We start from the raw sequence: 18,162 nt of genomic DNA on the forward strand, positions 1-18,162 counted from the left end.
GGGAGATCGCTGGCGTCACATCTTCTTGTAGGCGTCGATGATGGCCTGGCCCTCGGGACCCGCCTTCTCCACCCATTCCTTTTGCATCGTGTCGCCGACCTTCTTCATGTCGGACTTGAGCTGCGCCGATGGCGTGTGAACCGTCATGCCGTTCTTCTTGAGCAGGTCGAGGTACTCGACGTTCTTCTTTTTCGAGATGTCCCACCCGCGCTTCTCGGCGTCGGCGCCGGCCTTGAGCACGGCGTCCTGGGTCGGCTTGTCGAGCGCATCGAATGCTTTCTTGTTCACGAGCACGGCGTTCTTGGGCAACCAGGCCTGCATGTCATAGAAATTCTTGATGTACTCGTAGGTTTTGGTGTCGTAGCCGGTGGAGCCGGACGACATGTACGACTCGATCACCCCGGTGGCCATGGCCTGCGAGAGTTCCGCCTGCTGCACGGTGACGGGCTGTGCGCCGACGAGTTCGCCGATGCGGGCGGTGGCAGGGCTGTAGGCGCGCCACTTCACACCTTTCAAGTCGGCGGCCGAAGCGATTTCCTTCTTGACGAAGATGCCTTGCGGTGGCCATGCCACCGCGTAGAGCATCATGATTCCCTGCTCGGCCAGCTTCTTCTCCAGCACGGGTTTCTGCGCCTGGTAGAGCTTCCATGCGGCGTCATAGCTGTCGGCCAGGAACGGGATGCCGTCGGTGCCGAACACCTGCCATTCGTTCTGGTAGTTCACCAGCAGGATCTCGCCCATCTGCGCCTGGCCGCCTTGGACGGCACGCTTGATCTCGGGCGCCTTGAACAGGGCTGCATTGGCATGCAGCGTGATCTTCAGTTTGCCGTTGCTCGACTTGTCCACGTCCGACACGAACTGGGCGAGATTTTCCGTGTGGAAGTTGGTCGCGGGTAGGCCGAGGGCAGATCCCACTTGGTCTGGGCGAAGGATGTCGCGGCAAATGTGAGGCCGGCAAGTGCGATGCTGAACTTGTGATTCATGTGCTCTCCAAAGCGAGGAATGTGTAAAAAGTCGATGGAGAGCTTACGTGCAAATATCGGGCCACGGCTCGGGCCTTTCCCTGCGAACGGGCGTAAAAAAGCCGCCTCGTGGGCGGCTTCCGTCCGCGTTGCCGTTCAGGGCTTCGCAGGGACCTTCTCGGCCTTTGTCACCTTCTCCGCCTTGGGGGTCTTGGCAGGAGCGGGAGCACCCTTGAAGGATTCACCATTCACCGTGAGACCTTCGGCGGAGAGCTTGGCCGCCTTTTTCTCCTTGACGCCCTTGACGCGGCTCATGAGGTCGGGCCAGTCCTTGAACGCGCTTTGCGTGCGCGCATCGATGATGCGCTGCGACATGGCCGGACCGACGCCCTTGAGACCATCGAGGTCGGCTGCGCTGCCCTTGTTGGCGTCGACGGCAGCGAACGAAGCGACGGCAAACACCATGGCGACCATGGCGGCCGCGATCTTCTTGAACATAATTGAACTCCCTGATTTTCTGGTTGAAAACACCGGCACGGGCGTGCCGGCCCTCGTTCAACGGATCAATGCAGCGGACGTTGACGTGGAAATTACCCGGAGGCGGCCAAAGTCAACCTCAGGTCCAGGTCGTCAGAGTTCCTCGACGCGCCGCGGCGGGTAGCTGTCCCATGCCTGACAGCCTGGGCAATGCCAGAAGTACTGGTGCGCTTCGAATCCGCACGCTGCGCAGCGGTACCGCATCAGCGGCCGCGTTGCCTGATCGAGTGCCCGCTGCACCTGGGGTGGTATTTTTCATGCGCAAACGTCTCCCCCGCCAGCCAGCGCGACGCGGCCACCAATGAGGGCTGGCGCGCCAGATGGGCAATGTATCCGTCGCGCGGCGCGGGTGCGTCGCCGCCTTCCGCTTCGTCGGACAACAGTGGGATGCCGCCCAGCGCGATGATGGCTTCCAGCACGTCGATCGAAGGCGTTGCGGCGTAACGCCGCTGCAGCAGGGCCAGTGCTTCGCCGCCGCGTTGCGAGCCCGTTGCGGCTTGCTGCAATGCCGCGGCGTAGAGCGGCAACGCCAGCGGTGCCGCTTCGGACAAGGCCATCAGCGTGTCGAACGCTGCAGCCGATTCGCCGCTGCGCAGCTGAAGGTTGGCTCTGTCGATCGCGGGCCGCGGCGCCTGTGGCGCGAGTTCTGCAGCTTCGTTCAACAGTTGCCCCGCTGCCATCAAATCGCCTGCGACGACCTGCTCGGCCGCTTGCTCGCACAGGTGATGCGCACGGCGAGTGCTGTAGCTTGCCTGTTCGGACTCATCGAGCTTTTGCGCGACTTCGGCGGCTTGCGTCCATTCGCGCGAACGCTCGTAGATGGCCAGCAGGGAGAGCCGTGCTTCGTTCTCGTAGCGTGTGCTTTCGAGCTTCTGGAGTGCGGCCTCGGCGCGGTCCAGCAGTCCGGCACGAAGAAAATCCTGCGCCAGCGCGTGCTGGGCGCGGTCACGGTCGGCACGGCTCAGATCGCCGCGTCCGAGCAAGTGCTCGTGGACCCGAACAGCGCGTTGATATTCTCCGCGGCGGCGAAACAAGTTGCCGAGCGCGAAGTGCAGCTCTTGCGTGTCGGGTCGTTCTGCACGGCCTCGATGAACGCGTCGATCGCCTGGTCCTGCTGCTCGTTCAGCAGGAAATTGAGGCCGCGAAAGTAAGCCTTCGGGGCTTGCCGGTTCTCCATCCTGAGTTGCCGGATATCGAAACGCGAGGCGAGCCAGCCGAGCACGAATGCCACGGGCAGGCCGAGCAGCAGCCAGCTGAAATCAAAGTCCATGCGTGCGCGCCACAGGCAGTTCAGCGCCCGGAGGGAAAGAGTGCGCCGCGGGCAAAGGTTCGGGTTGTCGTATCGCAGCGCTTCTGTGTTTCCACCAGCCCGGCAGCATGCCCAGCGCGCCGACCACCATGCCGATGGTGAACGCCGCCAGAACGATGAGAACGAGCGGCGCGCTCCATTCCGTACCGAAGAAAAAGTGGACGGTGGCGTCTTGCCTGTTGTTCAGCGCGAATGAGAAGAGGATAAAAAAAATGGCTGCACTCAGCAGCCACAGAAGGTATTTCATGCACGTCCCCGGTGGCGTGGCGATTCTACTTTTGCCGTCACGCCTTGCGTTCCTGCGAATCCAGTTCGGCGGTGCGCGCATCGACTGCTTCGCGCAGGGCCTTGCCGGGCTTGAAGTGCGGCACGCGCTTCTCGGGGATCTGCACGCTTTCGCCTGAGCGCGGGTTGCGCCCGATGCGTGGCGGGCGCCTGTTGACCGAGAAACTGCCGAAGCCGCGAATCTCGATGCGGTGGCCATTGACCAATGCGTCGCTCATCGCATCAAGGATCGTCTTGACGGCGTATTCGGCATCGCGGTGCGTGAGCTGCGCGAAGCGCGCTGCGAGTTCTTCAACGAGGTCAGAGCGGGTCATAGGCCAGAAAAACGGAGGCGAAAAAAAAGACAGAGCGGCCTTGCGACCGGCTCTGTCTCGCTGACGCAGCTTACTTGCTGTCGTTGTTGTCCAGCTTGGCACGCAGCAGGGCGCCCAGACTGGTGGTGCCGGCGTTCTCGCGCGACGACTGCTGGCTCAGGTTGGCCATGGCGCCTTGTTCGTCGACCATGTCCTTCTGCTTGATCGACAGCTGGATGTTGCGGGTCTTGCGATCCACGTTGACCACCACTGCCGTGACTTCGTCGCCTTCCTTGAGCACGTTGCGGGCATCTTCGACGCGGTCGCGTGAGATTTCCGAAGCGCGCAGGTAGCCGATGATGTCTTCGCCGAGGTCGATCTCAGCGCCTTTGGCGTCGACAGTCTTGACCTTGCCGGTGACGATCTGGCCCTTGTCGTTCACCGTGGTGAACGTCGTGAACGGATCGCTGTCGAGCTGCTTGATGCCCAGGCTGATGCGTTCGCGGTCGACATCGACTGCCAGCACGAGCGCTTCGACTTCCTGGCCCTTCTTGTAGTTGCGAACGGCGGCTTCGCCGGTTTCGTTCCACGAGAGGTCCGAGAGGTGAACCAGGCCGTCGATGCCGGCAGCCAGACCCACGAACACGCCGAAGTCGGTGATCGACTTGATCGGGCCCTTGACGCGGTCGCCACGCTTGGTGTTCTGAGCGAACTCTTGCCACGGGTTGGCCTTGCACTGCTTCATGCCCAGGCTGATGCGGCGCTTGTCTTCGTCGATTTCCAGAACCATGACTTCGACTTCGTCGCCCAGCGAGACGATCTTGTTCGGCGCAATGTTCTTGTTGGTCCAGTCCATCTCGGAGACGTGCACCAGGCCCTCGATGCCGGGTTCGAGTTCAACGAATGCGCCGTAGTCGGCGATGTTCGTGATCTTGCCGAACAGGCGGGTCGATTGCGGGTAGCGGCGCGAAACGCCCATCCATGGGTCATCGCCCATTTGCTTCAGACCCAGCGAGACACGGTTCTTTTCGGTGTCGAACTTGAGGATCTTGGCGGTGATTTCCTGGCCGGCCTGAACGACTTCGCTCGGGTGGCGAACACGGCGCCATGCCATGTCGGTGATGTGCAGCAGGCCGTCGATGCCGCCGAGGTCGACGAACGCGCCGTATTCGGTGATGTTCTTGACGACACCGCGCACGACTGCGCCTTCCTTCAGGGTTTCCATCAGCTTCTGGCGCTCTTCGCCCATGCTGGCTTCGACCACGGCACGGCGCGACAGCACGACGTTGTTGCGCTTGCGGTCGAGCTTGATGACCTTGAATTCGAGGGTCTTGTTTTCGTAAGGTGTCAGGTCCTTGATCGGACGCGTGTCGATCAGCGAGCCCGGCAGGAACGCGCGGATGCCGTTGACCAGAACGGTCAGGCCGCCCTTGACCTTGCCGCTGGTGGTACCGGTGACGAAGTCGCCGGATTCGAGGGCCTTCTCGAGGGCGAGCCACGAAGCGAGACGCTTGGCGGTGTCGCGTGAGAGGATGGTGTCGCCGTAGCCGTTTTCGACCGAGCCGATGGCCACGGAAACGAAATCGCCGGCCTGGACTTCGAGCTCGCCCTTGTCGTTCTTGAACTCTTCGATCGGCACGTACGCTTCGGACTTCAGTCCGGCGTTCACGACGACGTGGTTGTGTTCGACACGAACGACTTCAGCGGTGATGACTTCACCGGTGCGCATTTCAGAGCGCTTCAGCGATTCTTCGAATAGGTCGGCAAAAGATTCAGACATTGATGGTTCCTTCCGTCGGGCAGGGTTTGCAGGCGCAAAAAGCGAAATTGCGAGCGACTGCGTAGGGTCTGGAGACGGCGGTTGTGGGCTTGTCACCCGGGTCAGGTTGAAAAGCCAGCGGGCGGGTGCGCTGTCGCGCGGCGGGGACCTGCTGGATGGAAAACACCTCTCAGGCGGACCCGAAAGGCTGCGCTTGCTGCCACCAGTTCAGCACCAGAACGACCGATTGTTCGATCGAAAGACTGGAGTTGTCGAGGCGGCGTGCATCCTGTGCCGGCTTGAGCGGTGCGACGTTGCGGGATGAGTCCCGGGCGTCGCGGGCTTCCAAGTCGGCGCGAAGAGCGTCGAGTGTAGTCGAAATCCCCTTTGAAATCAACTGCTTATAGCGCCGTTCGGCCCGGTGGGCAGCACTCGCCGTGAGGTACACCTTGAGCGGCGCGTCGGGGAAGATCACGGTGCCCATGTCGCGGCCGTCGGCCACCAGTCCGGGCAGCTGCCGAAAGCCGATTTGGAGCGCGCTCAAGGCCGTTCTGACGGCCGGCAGGGCCGACACGCGCGAGGCGTCCATGCCCGCGGCTTCGCTCCGGATCGCATCGGTCACGTCTTCGCCGTCGAGCAACACTTTGCCCTCCTGGAAACGCAGGGGCAGGGTCCGGGCCATGTCGGCGATCTGCGCTTCGTGCGCGGGTTCGGCGGTCAGGCCGGCACGCCGCATCGCGAGCCCCGTCACACGGTAGAGCGAGCCCGAATCCAGGTAGTGATACCCAAGGCGGTACGCCACCTCGACGGCCAGCGTGCCCTTGCCTGACGCCGTGGGCCCGTCGATGCAGATGACGGGAACGGCGTCGGCTTCAGCCACCGAAAACAGCGTTTCGAAGTAGTCGGGAAAGGTTTTGGCGACGCACTGCGGTTCGAGGATGCGCACCGGAACGCGGTCCGGATTGAACGCAGCGAGCGAAAGCACATCGCGACGCGGTGGTCGTCGTAGGTCTTGATCGCGGCCGCGCGCCAGGCACCCGCCGCAAGCGGATGCACCCGAATGAAGTCGGGTCCGGACTCGACCGTAGCGCCCAGCTTGCGCAGTTCGTTGGCCATCGCATCGATGCGGTCGGTCTCTTTCACGCGCCAGCTCGCGATGTTGCGCAGCATGCTCGGCCCGTCGGCATAGAGCGCCATCACGGCCAGCGTCATGGCAGCGTCGGGAATGTGGTTCGCGTCGAGGTCGATCGCTTTCAGGGGCCATGCGCCACGGCGCACCGTCAGCCAGTTGGCGCCGCTGCCGATCTGCGCGCCCATTTGCCGGGCGGCCTCGACGAAGCGGATGTCCCCCTGGATCGACTCGGCGCCCACGCCTTCGATCCGGATGCCCTCGTGGCCCGCGACGCCCGTTGCAATGGCACCGAGCGCGATGAAATAGCTGGCAGACGAGGCGTCGGCTTCGACGTGGATGTCGCCGGGCGACCGGTACGCGCCGCCGGCCGGAATCGTGAAGCGTTCCCAGCCCTGGCGCTGTACCGCGATGCCGAAGCGCGCGAGCAGATTCAGCGTGATCTCGATGTACGGTTTGGAGATGAGTTCGCCGACGACGTCGATCACAATGTCACGCCGCGCGGCCAGCGGAAGCGCCAGCAACAGGGCGGTCAGGAACTGGCTCGACACGTCGCCGCGCACCCGGATCGGCGCGTCGAGCGCCAGCGCATCGCGAGCCACCGGATGGATCCGGAGCGGCGGGTAACCGGGGTTGCCAAGATAGTCGATTCGACAGCCGAACTGGGTGAGTGCATCGACCAGATCGCCGATCGGGCGTTCGTGCATGCGGGGCACGCCGCGCAGTTCGAATTCGCCGCCCAGCATGGCCAGCGCCGCAGTCAGCGGCCGCATGGCGGTGCCCGCGTTGCCAAGGAACAGCTCGGCCGACGGCGTGCGCAACTTGCCGCCCAGGCCTTCGATGCGCGTGGTGGTGCCATCGCGCGAGACTCCGCAACCGAGTTGGGCCAACGCGTCTAGCATCACGCGGGTGTCGTCGGAATCCAGAAGGTCGTGGACCTTGGTCGTGCCGCTTGCGAGGGCGGCCAGCAGCAGCACACGGTTGGAAATGCTCTTGGAACCGGGGAGCTTCACGGTGCCGCCCGCAGCGGTCAGTGGTGGAAGGTCGAGAAATGGCGTCGAAAACATCGTCCGTTCAATCGCTGGAAGGTGGAGCGGCAGGCTGCCAGCGGCCGCGCGTGCGGCTCGCGTTGTCGATGGCGCGTTCGAGCGCCTGCCCGTCGCCGGAAGCGATCAACGCCTCGAATTGCAACAACTCTTTGCGGAAGGCCTGCGACTGGCGCAGCACCTGCTCGCGATTGGCCAGCAAGACGTCGCGCCACAGGGTCGGATCGCCTGCGGCGATGCGCGAGAAATCGCGAAAACCCGAGCCGGCCAGAGCGAGAAAGCTGGCGCCCTGCGGCTGGCCTGCGATCGCATTGATGAAAGCGAAAGCCAGCAAATGCGGCAAGTGGCTGACTGCGGCGAAAGCACTGTCGTGCGCCTCGGGCGTCATGGTCAGCACATGGCCGCCGACCGCTGTCCAGATTTGGGTGGCGCGCTGCACGTTGGAGCGCAGAGTGGCCTTGACCGGCGTCAACACGATCTGCCGGCGGGTGAACAGGCCGGCGTCGGCATGCTCGATGCCAGCGACTTCCTTGCCGGCGATCGGGTGTGCCGGCACGAAGCTGGAGAACTGGTCTTGCAGGCCGCGTCGCGCCGCTTCGATCACATCGCCCTTGGTCGAGCCGACATCCATCACCAGCGTGTCCGCGGAGATGCCGTGGCGTATGGCCTTGAACGTGGCTTCGGACGCGGCGACCGGCACGGCGATCAAGACCAGGTCGGCACCCGATACGGCCAACAGGGCCGAAGGTGCCGCCACGTCGATGACGCCGAGTTGGCGCGCGCGTTCGGTGGTGGAGGGCGACTTGCTGTAGCCGACCACCCGCTTCACCAGCTTCGCGCGCTTGAGCGCCAGTGCGAAAGACCCACCCATCAGGCCGCAGCCGATCAGACCGAGTTGCTCGAACATGGATGCGACTCAGGCCTTAACCGGGTAGGCGCCCAGCACCTTGTAGAACGCGCACAGGCTGCGCAATTCCGCCAGCGCGGCCGCGACGTTGGGTTGCGAAGGATGACCGTCGAGGTCGATGTAGAAGTAGTACTCCCACTGGCCGGTGCGCGCCGGGCGCGATTCGAAACGCGTCATCGACACGCCATGGTTCTTCAAGGGCACCAGCAGATCGTGCAGCGCGCCGGGCTGGTTCGGCACCGAGACGACGAGGCTGGTGCAATCGCGCTCCGACGCCGGCGGCATGGCCAGCGTTTGCGGCAGGCAGATGATCGCGAAGCGGGTGCGGTTGTAGGCGTCGTCCTGAATGGCATGGGCCACGATGTGCAGACCGAAGCGGGTGGCCGCGCGCTCACTGGCGAGGCCCGCCCACGCCGGATTCGAAGCGGCGAGCCGGGCGCCTTCGGCATTGCTCGACACCGCACGGCGTTCGGCCAGCGGCAGGTGCTTGGCGAGCCAGTTCTGGCATTGCGCCAGCGCTTGCGGATGCGCCAGCACCACTTCGATGCCCTCCAGCGAATGGGTGGATCGCAGCAGGTTGTGACGCACCAACAAGGCGACTTCGCCCACCACGTGGGTGGGCGAGTGGAGGAACATGTCGAGCGAGCGCGTGACCACGCCTTCGTTGGAATTCTCGACGCCGACCACGCCGTATTGCGCGCTGCCGCTGGCCGTCGCGTGGAACACTTCGTCGAAACTGGCGCAATAGACCAGGTCTGCAGCACCGCCGAAATATTCGACCGCCGCCTGTTCGCAGAATGTGCCTTCCGGTCCGAGCACCGCGACGCGTTGCGGCGATTCGAGCGCCAAGCAGGCCGACATGATTTCGCGCCAGATGGCCGCGACATGCAGGTCCTTCAACGGCCCGCCGTTGCTCTTTTGCATCTTCTCAATGACCTGGGCCACGCGGTCCGGGCGGAAGAAGGGCGTGCCATCGCGCTTCTTGACTTCGCCGACCTGCTCGGCGACGCGCGCGCGCTGGTTCAGCAATTCGAGCAGGCGCTGATCAAGCGAATCGATCTGGATGCGCAGGCCCGAAAGATTGTCGGAATTCGGAGCGGAGGGTGTGTCTGGGGCGGAGGCTGTCATCGGTCGGGTGCGCCGCCCTGAAAACTAGGCGTGCGAGCGCTCGAATTCTCGCATGTAGGCCACCAGCGCCTGCACTCCCGCGAGCGGCATTGCGTTGTAGAGGCTGGCGCGCATCCCGCCGACCGATTTATGCCCTTTGAGCTGGAGCAGCCCGGTTTCCCGTGCGCCTGCCAGAAAGGCGTCGTTGTGGGCTTCGTCGCGCAGGAAAAACGGAATGTTCATGCGCGAGCGGCAGGCCGGATCGACCGTGTTGTTGTAGAACGCCGAGCTGTCGATGACGTCGTACAGGAGCTTCGCCTTGGCGATGTTGCGCCGTTCCATGGCGGCGATGCCGGTGGCGTCGCCCTCGCGTTGTTGCAGCAGCCACTGGAATGTGAGGCCGGCGACGTAAATGCCCCAGGTCGGCGGGGTGTTGTACATCGACTGGTTGTCGGCCACCGTCTTGTAGTTGAACGCGCTGGGGCAGATCTCCAGCGCGCGGCCCAGCAGGTCATCGCGCACGACCACGATCGTCAGGCCAGCGGGCCCCAGGTTCTTCTGCGCGCCACCGAAGGCCAGGCCGACGCGGCGCCAGTCGATGCTGCGCGACGCGACATGCGACGAAAAATCGATCACCAGCGGCGCGTCACAACCCAGTGCCCGAAGGTCGGGCAACGCCTGGAATTCCACGCCGTTGATGGTTTCGTTGGTGCACACATGCACATACGACGCGTCGCGGTCGAGCTGCCAGGAGGCAGGGTCGGGCAGACGCGTGTGCTGGTCGGCCGCGTTGCTGGCGGCAACACGTGTGGCGCAATAACGCTGCGCTTCTTTCTGCGATTTCGCGCTCCAGCTGCCAGTGATCACGAAATCGGCTTTCGTGCCGCGCGACAGGTTGAGCGGGACGATCGCGTTTTCGCCGAGTCCGCCACCCTGCATGAACAGGATGTGAAAATGCGCCGGAATCGCCAGCAGCGTCCGGAAGTCGGCCGCCGCCTGCATGGCGATCGCACCGAATTCCTTGCCGCGATGGCTCATTTCCATCACGCCCATGCCGCTGCCATGCCAGTCCAGCATTTCTTCGGCCGCGCGCCGAAGCACCGCCTCCGGCATCGCGGCCGGTCCTGCGGAAAAGTTGTAAGGGCGCGGGCCGGCTGTGGCGGTCACTTCTTGGCAGGAGCCTTGGCAGGCGCAGCAGCGGGTGCGCGCGCGGGCGCAGGGCCGGTCGGTGCGCCCAGAGCCTTCGCGACGCTTTCGTCCAGCGCCTTCATCTTCGGCTCGATGCTGGCGCGCGTTTCGGTCACGAGCTTTTCCGTCAAGGCGGTCTGCATCTTTGGATTCAGGTCCTGGTACTTCTTGCTCAGCGGCGAGCTGATCCAGGCCACCAATTGACGCAGTTCGTCGTCGGTGAAACTCTGTTCAAGCAGAGGGCCGAGCGCGCCGGGCGCGAGTTGCACAGCCTTGTCGCGAACGATCGGGTAGGACTCGTCGAAATACTTCTTGAGTTCCGCGTCGGCTGCCTTGGCGGCGGCTTCGCGCTTCTCGGGCGCAACCTGCGTTTGCAGGTAGGCCGAGCCGGCTTGTGCGATCGGTGCGCTTGACTGTTCGACCAGTCCGCGTGCGAGCGACTCGATGCCGGGGCGCTGCAGATCGACGAATTGCTTGACCAGTGCGGCCTTGTCTTGCGCCATGGCCATCGAGCCGGTGGCGAGGGCTGCAGTCAAAAGCGCGAATTTGAATTTATTCATTGGGATTCTCCGTTGAAGATGTTGAAGTGTCGTCGGCGTCGGGCTCAGTCTCGCCAATGGCATCGTTTTCTACGATGCGCTGCAAGCCGCTGAGTTTGGCGCCTTCATCGAGGCCGATCAGCGTGACGCCTTGCGTCGCGCGACCGAGCTCGCGAATTTCGGCAACACGGGTGCGCACGAGCACGCCCTTGTCGGTGATGAGCATGATTTCGTCGTCCGCATGGACCAGAGTCGCGGCAACGACCTTGCCGTTGCGCTCACTCTGTTGAATCGCGATCATGCCTTTGGTTCCGCGGCCATGACGCGTGTATTCGGTAATGCTTGTGCGCTTTCCGTAACCATTTTCGGTGGCGGTCAGCACACTTTGCTGTTCGTCCTCGGCAACGAGCATCGCGATCACGCTCTGGCCGACATCCAGCGACATGCCACGCACACCCCGTGCATTGCGACCGAGCGGCCTGACGTCGTCTTCGTAGAAGCGCACTGCCTTGCCGCCATCGCTGAACAGCATGACGTCGTGCTTGCCATCTGTCAGGGCAGCTCCGATCAGGAAGTCGCCGTCATCGAGGTTCACCGCGATGATCCCGCCCTTGCGCGGATTGTTGAATTCGTCCAGTGCTGTTTTCTTGACAGTGCCCATCGACGTCGCCATGAACACGAACTGGTCGGCCGGGAAGGTGCGCTTCTCGCCCGTCAACGCCAAGACGACGTTGATCTTTTCGCCTTCTTGCAGCGGGAACATGTTGACGATCGGCCGGCCGCGCGAGCCGCGCGAGCCTGCCGGTACTTCCCAGACCTTCAGCCAATACAGCCGGCCGCGGTTGGAGAAACAGAGGATGTAGTCGTGCGTGTTGGCAATGAAGAGCTGATCGATCCAGTCGTCTTCTTTCGTCGCCGTCGCCTGCTTGCCGCGCCCGCCGCGCTTCTGGGCGCGATATTCGCCGAGCGGCTGACTCTTGATGTAGCCGCTGTGCGAGAGCGTGACCACCATGTCAGTCGGGGTGATCAGGTCTTCGGTCGACAGGTCGTAGGCACTGTGCTCGACCTGGCTGCGACGGGCGCCGAGCTTGGTCTGGCCGAATTCCTGTTTGATGGTGCCGAGTTCGTCGCCGATGATGGTCGACACGCGCTCCGGCTTGGCCAAGATGTCGAGCAAGTCGTCGATCTCGGCCATCACTTCCTTGTACTCCGCAACGATCTTGTCCTGCTCCAGCCCGGTCAGGCGTTGCAAGCGCATCTGCAAAATTTCCTGCGCTTGTGTTTCGGAGAGCCGGTAGAGGCCATCCGATCCCATGCCGAATTCCAGCTCCAACCCGTCTGGCCGGTAGTCGTCCGCATTGATGACGCCGCCGTCGGCGCGTGTGCGCGTGAGCATTTCCCGCACGAGCTTGCTATCCCACGGCCGCGCCATGAGTTCGGTCTTGGCGACAGGTGGCGTCGGGGCGTTGCGGATGATGGCGATGAATTCATCGATGTTGGCCAGTGCGACGGCCAGACCTTCCAGCACGTGACCGCGCTCGCGCGCTTTTCGCAAAGTGAAGACCGTACGACGCGTCACCACTTCGCGGCGATGCTGCAGGAAGACCTCGATGAGGTCCTTCAAATTGCAGAGCTTCGGCTGGCCGTTGATCAGCGCCACCATATTGATGCCGAAGGTGTCCTGCAACTGCGTCTGCTTGTACAGGTTGTTCAGCACCACCTCGGGCACTTCGCCACGCTTCAACTCGATCACGAGTCGCATGCCTGATTTATCGGATTCGTCCTGGATGTGGCTGATGCCTTCGATCTTCTTCTCGTGCACCAGCTCGGCCATGCGCTCCTGAAGCGTCTTCTTGTTGACCTGATAGGGCAACTCGTCGACGATGATGGCCTGACGTTGGCCGCGATCGATGTCCTCGAAGTGGCATCTTGCGCGCATCACCACCTTGCCGCGCCCGGTGCGGTAGCCGTCCTTGATGCCGTTGATGCCGTAGATGATCCCGGCGGTCGGGAAGTCCGGTGCGGGGATGATTTCCATCAACTCATCGATGTCCGCCATCGGATTGCGCAGCAAATGCAGGCAGGCGTCGACCACCTCGTTCAGGTTGTGCGGCGGAATATTGGTTGCCATCCCGACGGCAATACCGCCGGCCCCGTTGACCAGCAGATTTGGCAATTTGCTTGGCAAGACCATTGGCTCTCTTTCGGAGCCGTCGTAATTGTCCTGAAAATCAATCGTTTCCTTGTCGATATCGCCCAGCATTTCGTGCGCGATCTTGGACAGGCGGATTTCCGTATAGCGCATGGCCGCAGCCTGGTCGCCGTCCACCGAACCGAAATTGCCCTGGCCATCGACCAGCATGTGCCGCATCGAGAAGTTCTGGGCCAGTCGCACAATCGTGTCGTAGACCGACTGATCGCCATGCGGGTGGTACTTACCGATCACGTCGCCCACGATACGAGCCGACTTCTTGTAGGGACGGTTCCAGTCGTTGTTCAGTTCGTGCATCGCAAAGAGCACGCGGCGATGCACCGGTTTGAGGCCGTCCCTTGCATCGGGGAGTGCGCGCCCGACGATCACGCTCATCGCGTAGTCAAGGTAGCTGCGACGCATTTCCTCTTCGAGACTGATGGGCAGGGTTTCTTTAGCGAACGAGGTCATGAATGGCACGCAGACAGCAAGGAGGCGAAATTTTACGCTGCGAGCGGTGTCGCACCGCCGCAACACAAGGCCGCTATTCCGCCTCAGTCCTACGATTCCGGGGCGCCCCGCGTCCTGTTTGCCAAAGACCCTATGGCACAATCGCCTCAACGTTTTGGGTGGTGGTCACTTAAAGCGTCCTTGATTCGCAGCGCGGCTGCGGCTTTTTCCCCAAGAGGAGAACCATGAAGAAACTGAACAAAGTTGCGGTGATGTTTGCAGTCGCTGCGCTCGCCACGGCCGCCGGCGCGCAGACCCGTGTCACCGCAGCAAACGATGGCCCCGTCATCGACAACTGGCAAAACGGCACCAGCGAGCTGGTCTGGAAGAATGGCACGAACGAACTGTGCTGGCGCGATGCCAACTGGACGCCCGCAACGGCTGCCAAGGGTTGCGATGGCGCCCTCGTTCCCGCTGCAGCGCCTGTCGCTGGTGTGACGCCAGTTGCGCCGGGCGCACCTGCCGTGCCGCCAGCAGTGGCAGCCTCGAAGGTGACCTTCGCTGCCGACGCGTTCTTCGACTTCGACAAGTCGGTCCTGAAGCCTGAAGGTCGCGCCAAGCTGACCGACCTGGTCTCCAAGATCCGTGGCGTCAATCTCGAAGTGATCATCGCTGTGGGCCATACCGACTCGATCGGTACTGTGCCTTACAACCAGCGTTTGTCGGTGCGTCGCGCCGAAGCCGTCAAGGCCTTCCTGGTCTCGAAGGGCATCGAACGCAACCGCGTTTACACCGAAGGCAAGGGCGAAGCGCAACCTGTTGCGGACAACCGCACCAAGGAAGGCCGCGCCAAGAACCGCCGCGTTGAAATCGAAGTGGTCGGTACCCGCGCCAACTGATTCGAAAGAATCTGAAAATGAACCCCGCCTCGGCGGGGTTTTTTTATGTCCGATTAATTTCTACATAATCGTAGGCATGACTGAAATTTTGAACGCAGATCCAGCGGAATTGGCTAAATTCTCGGAACTGGCACACAGATGGTGGGACCTTGAAAGCGAATTCCGCCCCCTCCACGAGATCAATCCGCTGCGGCTTGAATGGATAGACGGCATTGCACCGCTGACGGGTCTGCGTGTGCTCGATGTGGGCTGCGGCGGCGGGATTCTGACGGACTCGATGGCGCGTAAAGGGGCCGATGTCTTGGGCATCGACCTGGCAGGAAGAGCGCTCAAGGTGGCGCAGTTGCATGCTTTGGAAGCCCGGACGCATGGCGTTGCCTACCGCGAAGTCAGCGTCGAGTCACTGGCCGCGGAGCAGCCTGGTACTTTCGACGTCGTGACTTGCATGGAGATGCTCGAGCATGTCCCGCAGCCAGCATCGGTCGTGAAGGCCTGCGCGGACCTTGCGAAACCCGGGGGCTGGATCTTTTTCTCGACCATTCACCGAAACGCCAAGGCTTTCCTGTTTGCCATTCTGGGCGCCGAGTACGTCCTGGGACTGCTGCCGCGCGGCACGCACGAGTACCAGAAGATGATTCGCCCGAGCGAGCTCGCTGCGCACTGTCGCGCAGCCGGCCTCGACCTGCGCCAGACGCGCGGCATGGAATACAGCCCGCTGACCCGGCGCTACTGGTTGAGCGGCGACACCAGCGTCAACTACATGTTCGCCACCCGCAAGCCCGAGCGCGTGTGATGGGCCGCACGAAGGAAATTCGAGCCGTTTTGTTCGATCTGGATGGAACGTTGGTGGACAGTGCACCCGAGCTCGGCGCGGCAGCCGACAAGATGCGCACCGATCGGGGTTTGCCGTCCCTGCCGCAAGATCTGTACCGACCGATGGCAGGGGCCGGTGCACGCGGCATGCTGGGCGTCGCGTTCGGCGTCGTGCCGGACGCGCCGGAATTCGTCGCGCTTCGGGACGAATTTTTCGTCAATTACGAAAACCGGATGTTGCTCAACACGCACGCCTTCGATGGCGTGGCCGAGCTGATCCACGCACTGGACGAAAAAGGGTTGCCCTGGGGTGTGGTGACGAACAAATCGATGCGTTTCACGGATCCGCTCACCCAAGCACTGCCGCTGTTCGCCACGGCGCGAGCGGTTGTCAGTGGCGACACCACGCCGTTCGCGAAGCCGCACCCCGAGCCGTTGTACGAAGCCGCCCGCCGGCTTTGCGTGTCGCCGACCGATTGCGTCTATGTCGGCGACGACGAGCGAGATATCATCGCCGGCCGCGCTGCGGGCATGTACACAGTGGCCGCGACCTATGGGTACCTGGGCGCGCAGGCCGATGCGGCACGCTGGCAAGCCGACGCATCGATCTCATCGCCACTCGAACTCTTGCAATGGCTGAATGAGGCCTAAAATACGAGGCTTGGGGCTGCACTGGTTTCGACGTGGGTTGGAATCGTAGCGGGGCATGTCGAGCTGAATGCGCTCGTAAAACAGATTCAAACAAACTAACTGCAAACGACGAACGTTTCGCACTCGCCGCTTAATTGCCGGTGAGCTTTGCAACAGCAGGCCGATGGGCTGGGCAAGGGGGTGACAGAGCAATCTGAAACCTCCGGCTGCAAAGATAATTACATGGGCTGGCTCCGATCCGGGTACCTTGGGTCGGGGCGAGAAAATAGGGTGCTGGCGTCCGGTTTAGCGTGTGACTGCGCGACTCCGGGTGCGAGACTCAAATCAGATCACTAAACATGTAGAACTGCGCGAAGAAGGCTTGCGGACGGGGGTTCAAATCCCCCCAGCTCCACCATCTCCCGGAAGGGCCAACCACATCGGTTGGCCCTTTTTTTGGGTTTTGCCGCGGCTATAGTCGGCGCTCGACGCCTCGCTCGATCACCCCCAGGACCGCCCATGTCGGAAGCTCTGACTGCCACGCTCACCAGTTACTACGACCAGGTGCCTTACGACTCGCACCCGTTCCCGCAGACAGCGGTCGAGCACCTTGAAGCCTTGTCGTTCCTGTTCGGACTCGATGCACGGCGCCCGGCGTCGCGCGCGTGCTCGAGCTGGGCTGTGCTGCGGGTGGCAACTTGATTCCGTTTGCGTCGCGCTATCCGAATCCACTGCGCTCGGCGTTGATCTTTCGACCGTGCAAGTCGCACAAGGAGTGGAAGCAATCGGCCATGCGGGGCTGAAGAACGTCGAACTGCGTGCGTTCAACATCGCCGAGATCGATGCGTCGTTCGGCCAGTTCGACTACATCGTCTGTCATGGTGTTTACAGCTGGGTGCCAGCCGATGTGCAGGAGGCCATCCTGCGGGTGTGCTCCGAGAACCTCGCGCCGAACGGCGTGGCCTACATCAGCTACAACGTGTACCCGGGCTGGAAGGCGCGCGAAATCGTTCGCGACGCCATGATTCTGCGCGGCGCGCCGCGGGACGAGCCCGAAGAGAAGCTGTCGTATGCGCGAGGCATGCTGGAGTTTTTGGAGCAGTCGGCCCGGCCCGACAGTGTGCTCAAGAAGACGCTCGAGGAAACCATGCCGATCGTGCGCAGCTCGAGCAACTATTACCTGCTGCACGAGTTCCTAGAGCCGTGCAACGCGCCGTGCTACTTCAAGGAGTTTGTCGCGCGTTCCAACGCGCATGGGCTGACTTATCTGGCCGATGCCGAACCGTCCACGATGTTCGTGCAGAACTATGGCGAAAAGGTGCGGGAGCCGCTGCTGCGAGAGTGCGGGGGCAGCCAGATTCTGATGGAGCAGTATCTCGACTTCCTGGTCAACCGCACCTTCCGGCAGACACTGTTGGTGAAGCAGGCGCGCGGCGCGGACATCCGCTACCGGCTCGATCCCGAACGCATCCGGACGATGGAGTACGCGGGCGTTTTCAGCGCCGAGGACGGCAGCGCCTTGACGCTCGACACCCGAGAACAACCGGCGAATGCTTTGCGCAATCTCAAGGTGACCTTGCGTCTGCCCGTGCACAAGGCCGTGGCGCAAGTGCTCGACGAGCACTATCCCGCGACGGTGAATTCCGGGACCCTGATCGCCGCCGTGGCCGCGCGCATCGGCGAAACCGGGGCCGCAGTCGATCCGTTCGTGATGGGCATGCTCGAGGAGCTGTTGATCATCGGTGCGGTGCGAATCCGACGCACCGCTGTGCAGGCGGCAAGCAACGTGTCGGCGCATCCGCGAGCCCTGCCGGCGATTCGCCGTGCGCCGGGTCTGGCACTGGAAGCCGGTGCATCGGCAGGCGCCTGCAATCAATGGCACGAACCGGTGGGTTTGTCGATGCTGGAGCGCTGCATCTTGCCGTTGCTCGACGGCCAGCATTCGCATGAAGCTTTGGCAGAACACCTCGCAGACGAGGCGCGCGCCGAGCGCCTGCGGTTTATCAAGGACGACAAGACGATCACGGAGCCTGCAGCGCTGCTCGAGTTCACCCGCCAGCAGGTCGCGCTCGCGCTCAACGACCTGCGCCGCAAAGCGCTGCTGACCGACTGAGGTCA

The 18,162-nt window shown here is 62.8% G+C and carries 14 protein-coding genes, 1 other RNA gene and 3 pseudogenes; 6 read left to right on the forward strand and 12 right to left on the reverse strand.

Annotation, left to right across the window (positions count from 1 at the left end; all coding sequences use genetic code 11):
* Positions 1–15: 15 nt before the first annotated feature.
* The 12 genes and pseudogenes from AX767_RS15950 to gyrA all read right to left on the reverse strand — a co-directional run bounded on the left by AX767_RS15950 (position 16) and on the right by gyrA (position 13,723).
* Positions 16–983 (reverse strand): annotated as a pseudogene (locus tag AX767_RS15950) (TRAP transporter substrate-binding protein).
* Between the two features lie 135 nt (positions 984–1,118).
* Positions 1,119–1,460, reverse strand: a complete 342-nt coding sequence (locus AX767_RS15955) for a ComEA family DNA-binding protein (RefSeq protein ID WP_068632232.1) — start codon at positions 1,458–1,460, stop codon at positions 1,119–1,121.
* A 132-nt stretch (positions 1,461–1,592) separates the two neighbouring features.
* Positions 1,593–2,769 (reverse strand): annotated as a pseudogene (lapB, locus tag AX767_RS15960) (lipopolysaccharide assembly protein LapB).
* The gene (locus AX767_RS15965; protein WP_068632233.1) at positions 2,759–3,055 is read right to left on the reverse strand and encodes a LapA family protein; all 297 of its coding nucleotides are present in this window, start codon (positions 3,053–3,055) and stop codon (positions 2,759–2,761) included. The pseudogene lapB and the gene AX767_RS15965 overlap by 11 nt, the downstream one beginning before the upstream one ends.
* A 37-nt stretch (positions 3,056–3,092) precedes the next feature.
* Complete coding sequence (locus AX767_RS15970) at positions 3,093–3,407, reverse strand: integration host factor subunit beta (RefSeq protein ID WP_068632234.1); 315 nt, start codon at positions 3,405–3,407, stop codon at positions 3,093–3,095.
* A gap of 70 nt (positions 3,408–3,477) precedes the next feature.
* Positions 3,478–5,166, reverse strand: a complete 1,689-nt coding sequence (gene rpsA / locus AX767_RS15975; protein ID WP_068632235.1) for a 30S ribosomal protein S1 — start codon at positions 5,164–5,166, stop codon at positions 3,478–3,480.
* A gap of 169 nt (positions 5,167–5,335) precedes the next feature.
* A pseudogene (locus AX767_RS15980) lies at positions 5,336–7,341 on the reverse strand (bifunctional 3-phosphoshikimate 1-carboxyvinyltransferase/cytidylate kinase).
* 7 nt (positions 7,342–7,348) lie between these two features.
* A complete protein-coding gene (locus tag AX767_RS15985) occupies positions 7,349–8,227 on the reverse strand; it encodes a prephenate dehydrogenase (protein ID WP_068632236.1) in 879 nt (292 codons plus the stop codon).
* A 9-nt stretch (positions 8,228–8,236) separates the two neighbouring features.
* Positions 8,237–9,355, reverse strand: coding sequence for a prephenate dehydratase (gene pheA, locus AX767_RS15990; protein WP_068632237.1), 1,119 nt, complete (start codon positions 9,353–9,355; stop codon positions 8,237–8,239).
* A gap of 24 nt (positions 9,356–9,379) precedes the next feature.
* A complete protein-coding gene (serC, locus tag AX767_RS15995) occupies positions 9,380–10,447 on the reverse strand; it encodes a 3-phosphoserine/phosphohydroxythreonine transaminase (RefSeq protein WP_068632238.1) in 1,068 nt (355 codons plus the stop codon).
* A 50-nt stretch (positions 10,448–10,497) separates the two neighbouring features.
* Positions 10,498–11,082, reverse strand: a complete 585-nt coding sequence (locus AX767_RS16000) for a DUF2059 domain-containing protein (RefSeq protein WP_068632239.1) — start codon at positions 11,080–11,082, stop codon at positions 10,498–10,500.
* On the reverse strand, positions 11,075–13,723 hold the full coding sequence (gene gyrA / locus AX767_RS16005; RefSeq protein ID WP_068632240.1) for a DNA gyrase subunit A: 2,649 nt from the start codon (positions 13,721–13,723) through the stop codon (positions 11,075–11,077). The genes AX767_RS16000 and gyrA overlap by 8 nt, the downstream gene beginning before the upstream one ends.
* 224 nt (positions 13,724–13,947) lie before the next feature.
* Between gyrA and ompA the strand changes: the two genes are divergently transcribed.
* The 6 genes from ompA (at position 13,948) to AX767_RS16030 (ending at position 18,157) form a co-directional block, all read left to right on the forward strand.
* Positions 13,948–14,601 (forward strand): outer membrane protein OmpA, encoded by a 654-nt coding sequence (gene ompA / locus AX767_RS16010; protein ID WP_068632241.1) that lies wholly within the window; start codon positions 13,948–13,950, stop codon positions 14,599–14,601.
* A gap of 76 nt (positions 14,602–14,677) precedes the next feature.
* The gene (gene ubiG / locus AX767_RS16015) at positions 14,678–15,394 is read left to right on the forward strand and encodes a bifunctional 2-polyprenyl-6-hydroxyphenol methylase/3-demethylubiquinol 3-O-methyltransferase UbiG (protein ID WP_068632242.1); all 717 of its coding nucleotides are present in this window, start codon (positions 14,678–14,680) and stop codon (positions 15,392–15,394) included.
* Positions 15,394–16,065 carry an HAD family hydrolase gene (locus AX767_RS16020; protein ID WP_068632243.1) on the forward strand — a complete coding sequence of 224 codons (672 nt, stop codon included), beginning with the start codon at positions 15,394–15,396 and terminating at the stop codon, positions 16,063–16,065. Before ubiG ends, AX767_RS16020 begins: the two co-directional genes overlap by 1 nt.
* 12 nt (positions 16,066–16,077) lie before the next feature.
* Positions 16,078–16,462, forward strand: a transfer-messenger RNA (tmRNA) gene (gene ssrA, locus AX767_RS16025).
* Positions 16,463–16,563: 101 nt separating this feature from the next.
* Positions 16,564–16,746 (forward strand): hypothetical protein, encoded by a 183-nt coding sequence (locus AX767_RS21950; RefSeq protein WP_237288479.1) that lies wholly within the window; start codon positions 16,564–16,566, stop codon positions 16,744–16,746.
* Positions 16,685–18,157, forward strand: a complete 1,473-nt coding sequence (locus AX767_RS16030; protein WP_237288480.1) for a methyltransferase regulatory domain-containing protein — start codon at positions 16,685–16,687, stop codon at positions 18,155–18,157. The genes AX767_RS21950 and AX767_RS16030 overlap by 62 nt, the downstream gene beginning before the upstream one ends.
* The last annotated feature ends 5 nt before the right edge of the window (positions 18,158–18,162 follow it).

The organism is Variovorax sp. PAMC 28711, from assembly GCF_001577265.1.
In the GTDB taxonomy this organism is placed as follows: Bacteria; Pseudomonadota; Gammaproteobacteria; order Burkholderiales; family Burkholderiaceae_C; genus Variovorax.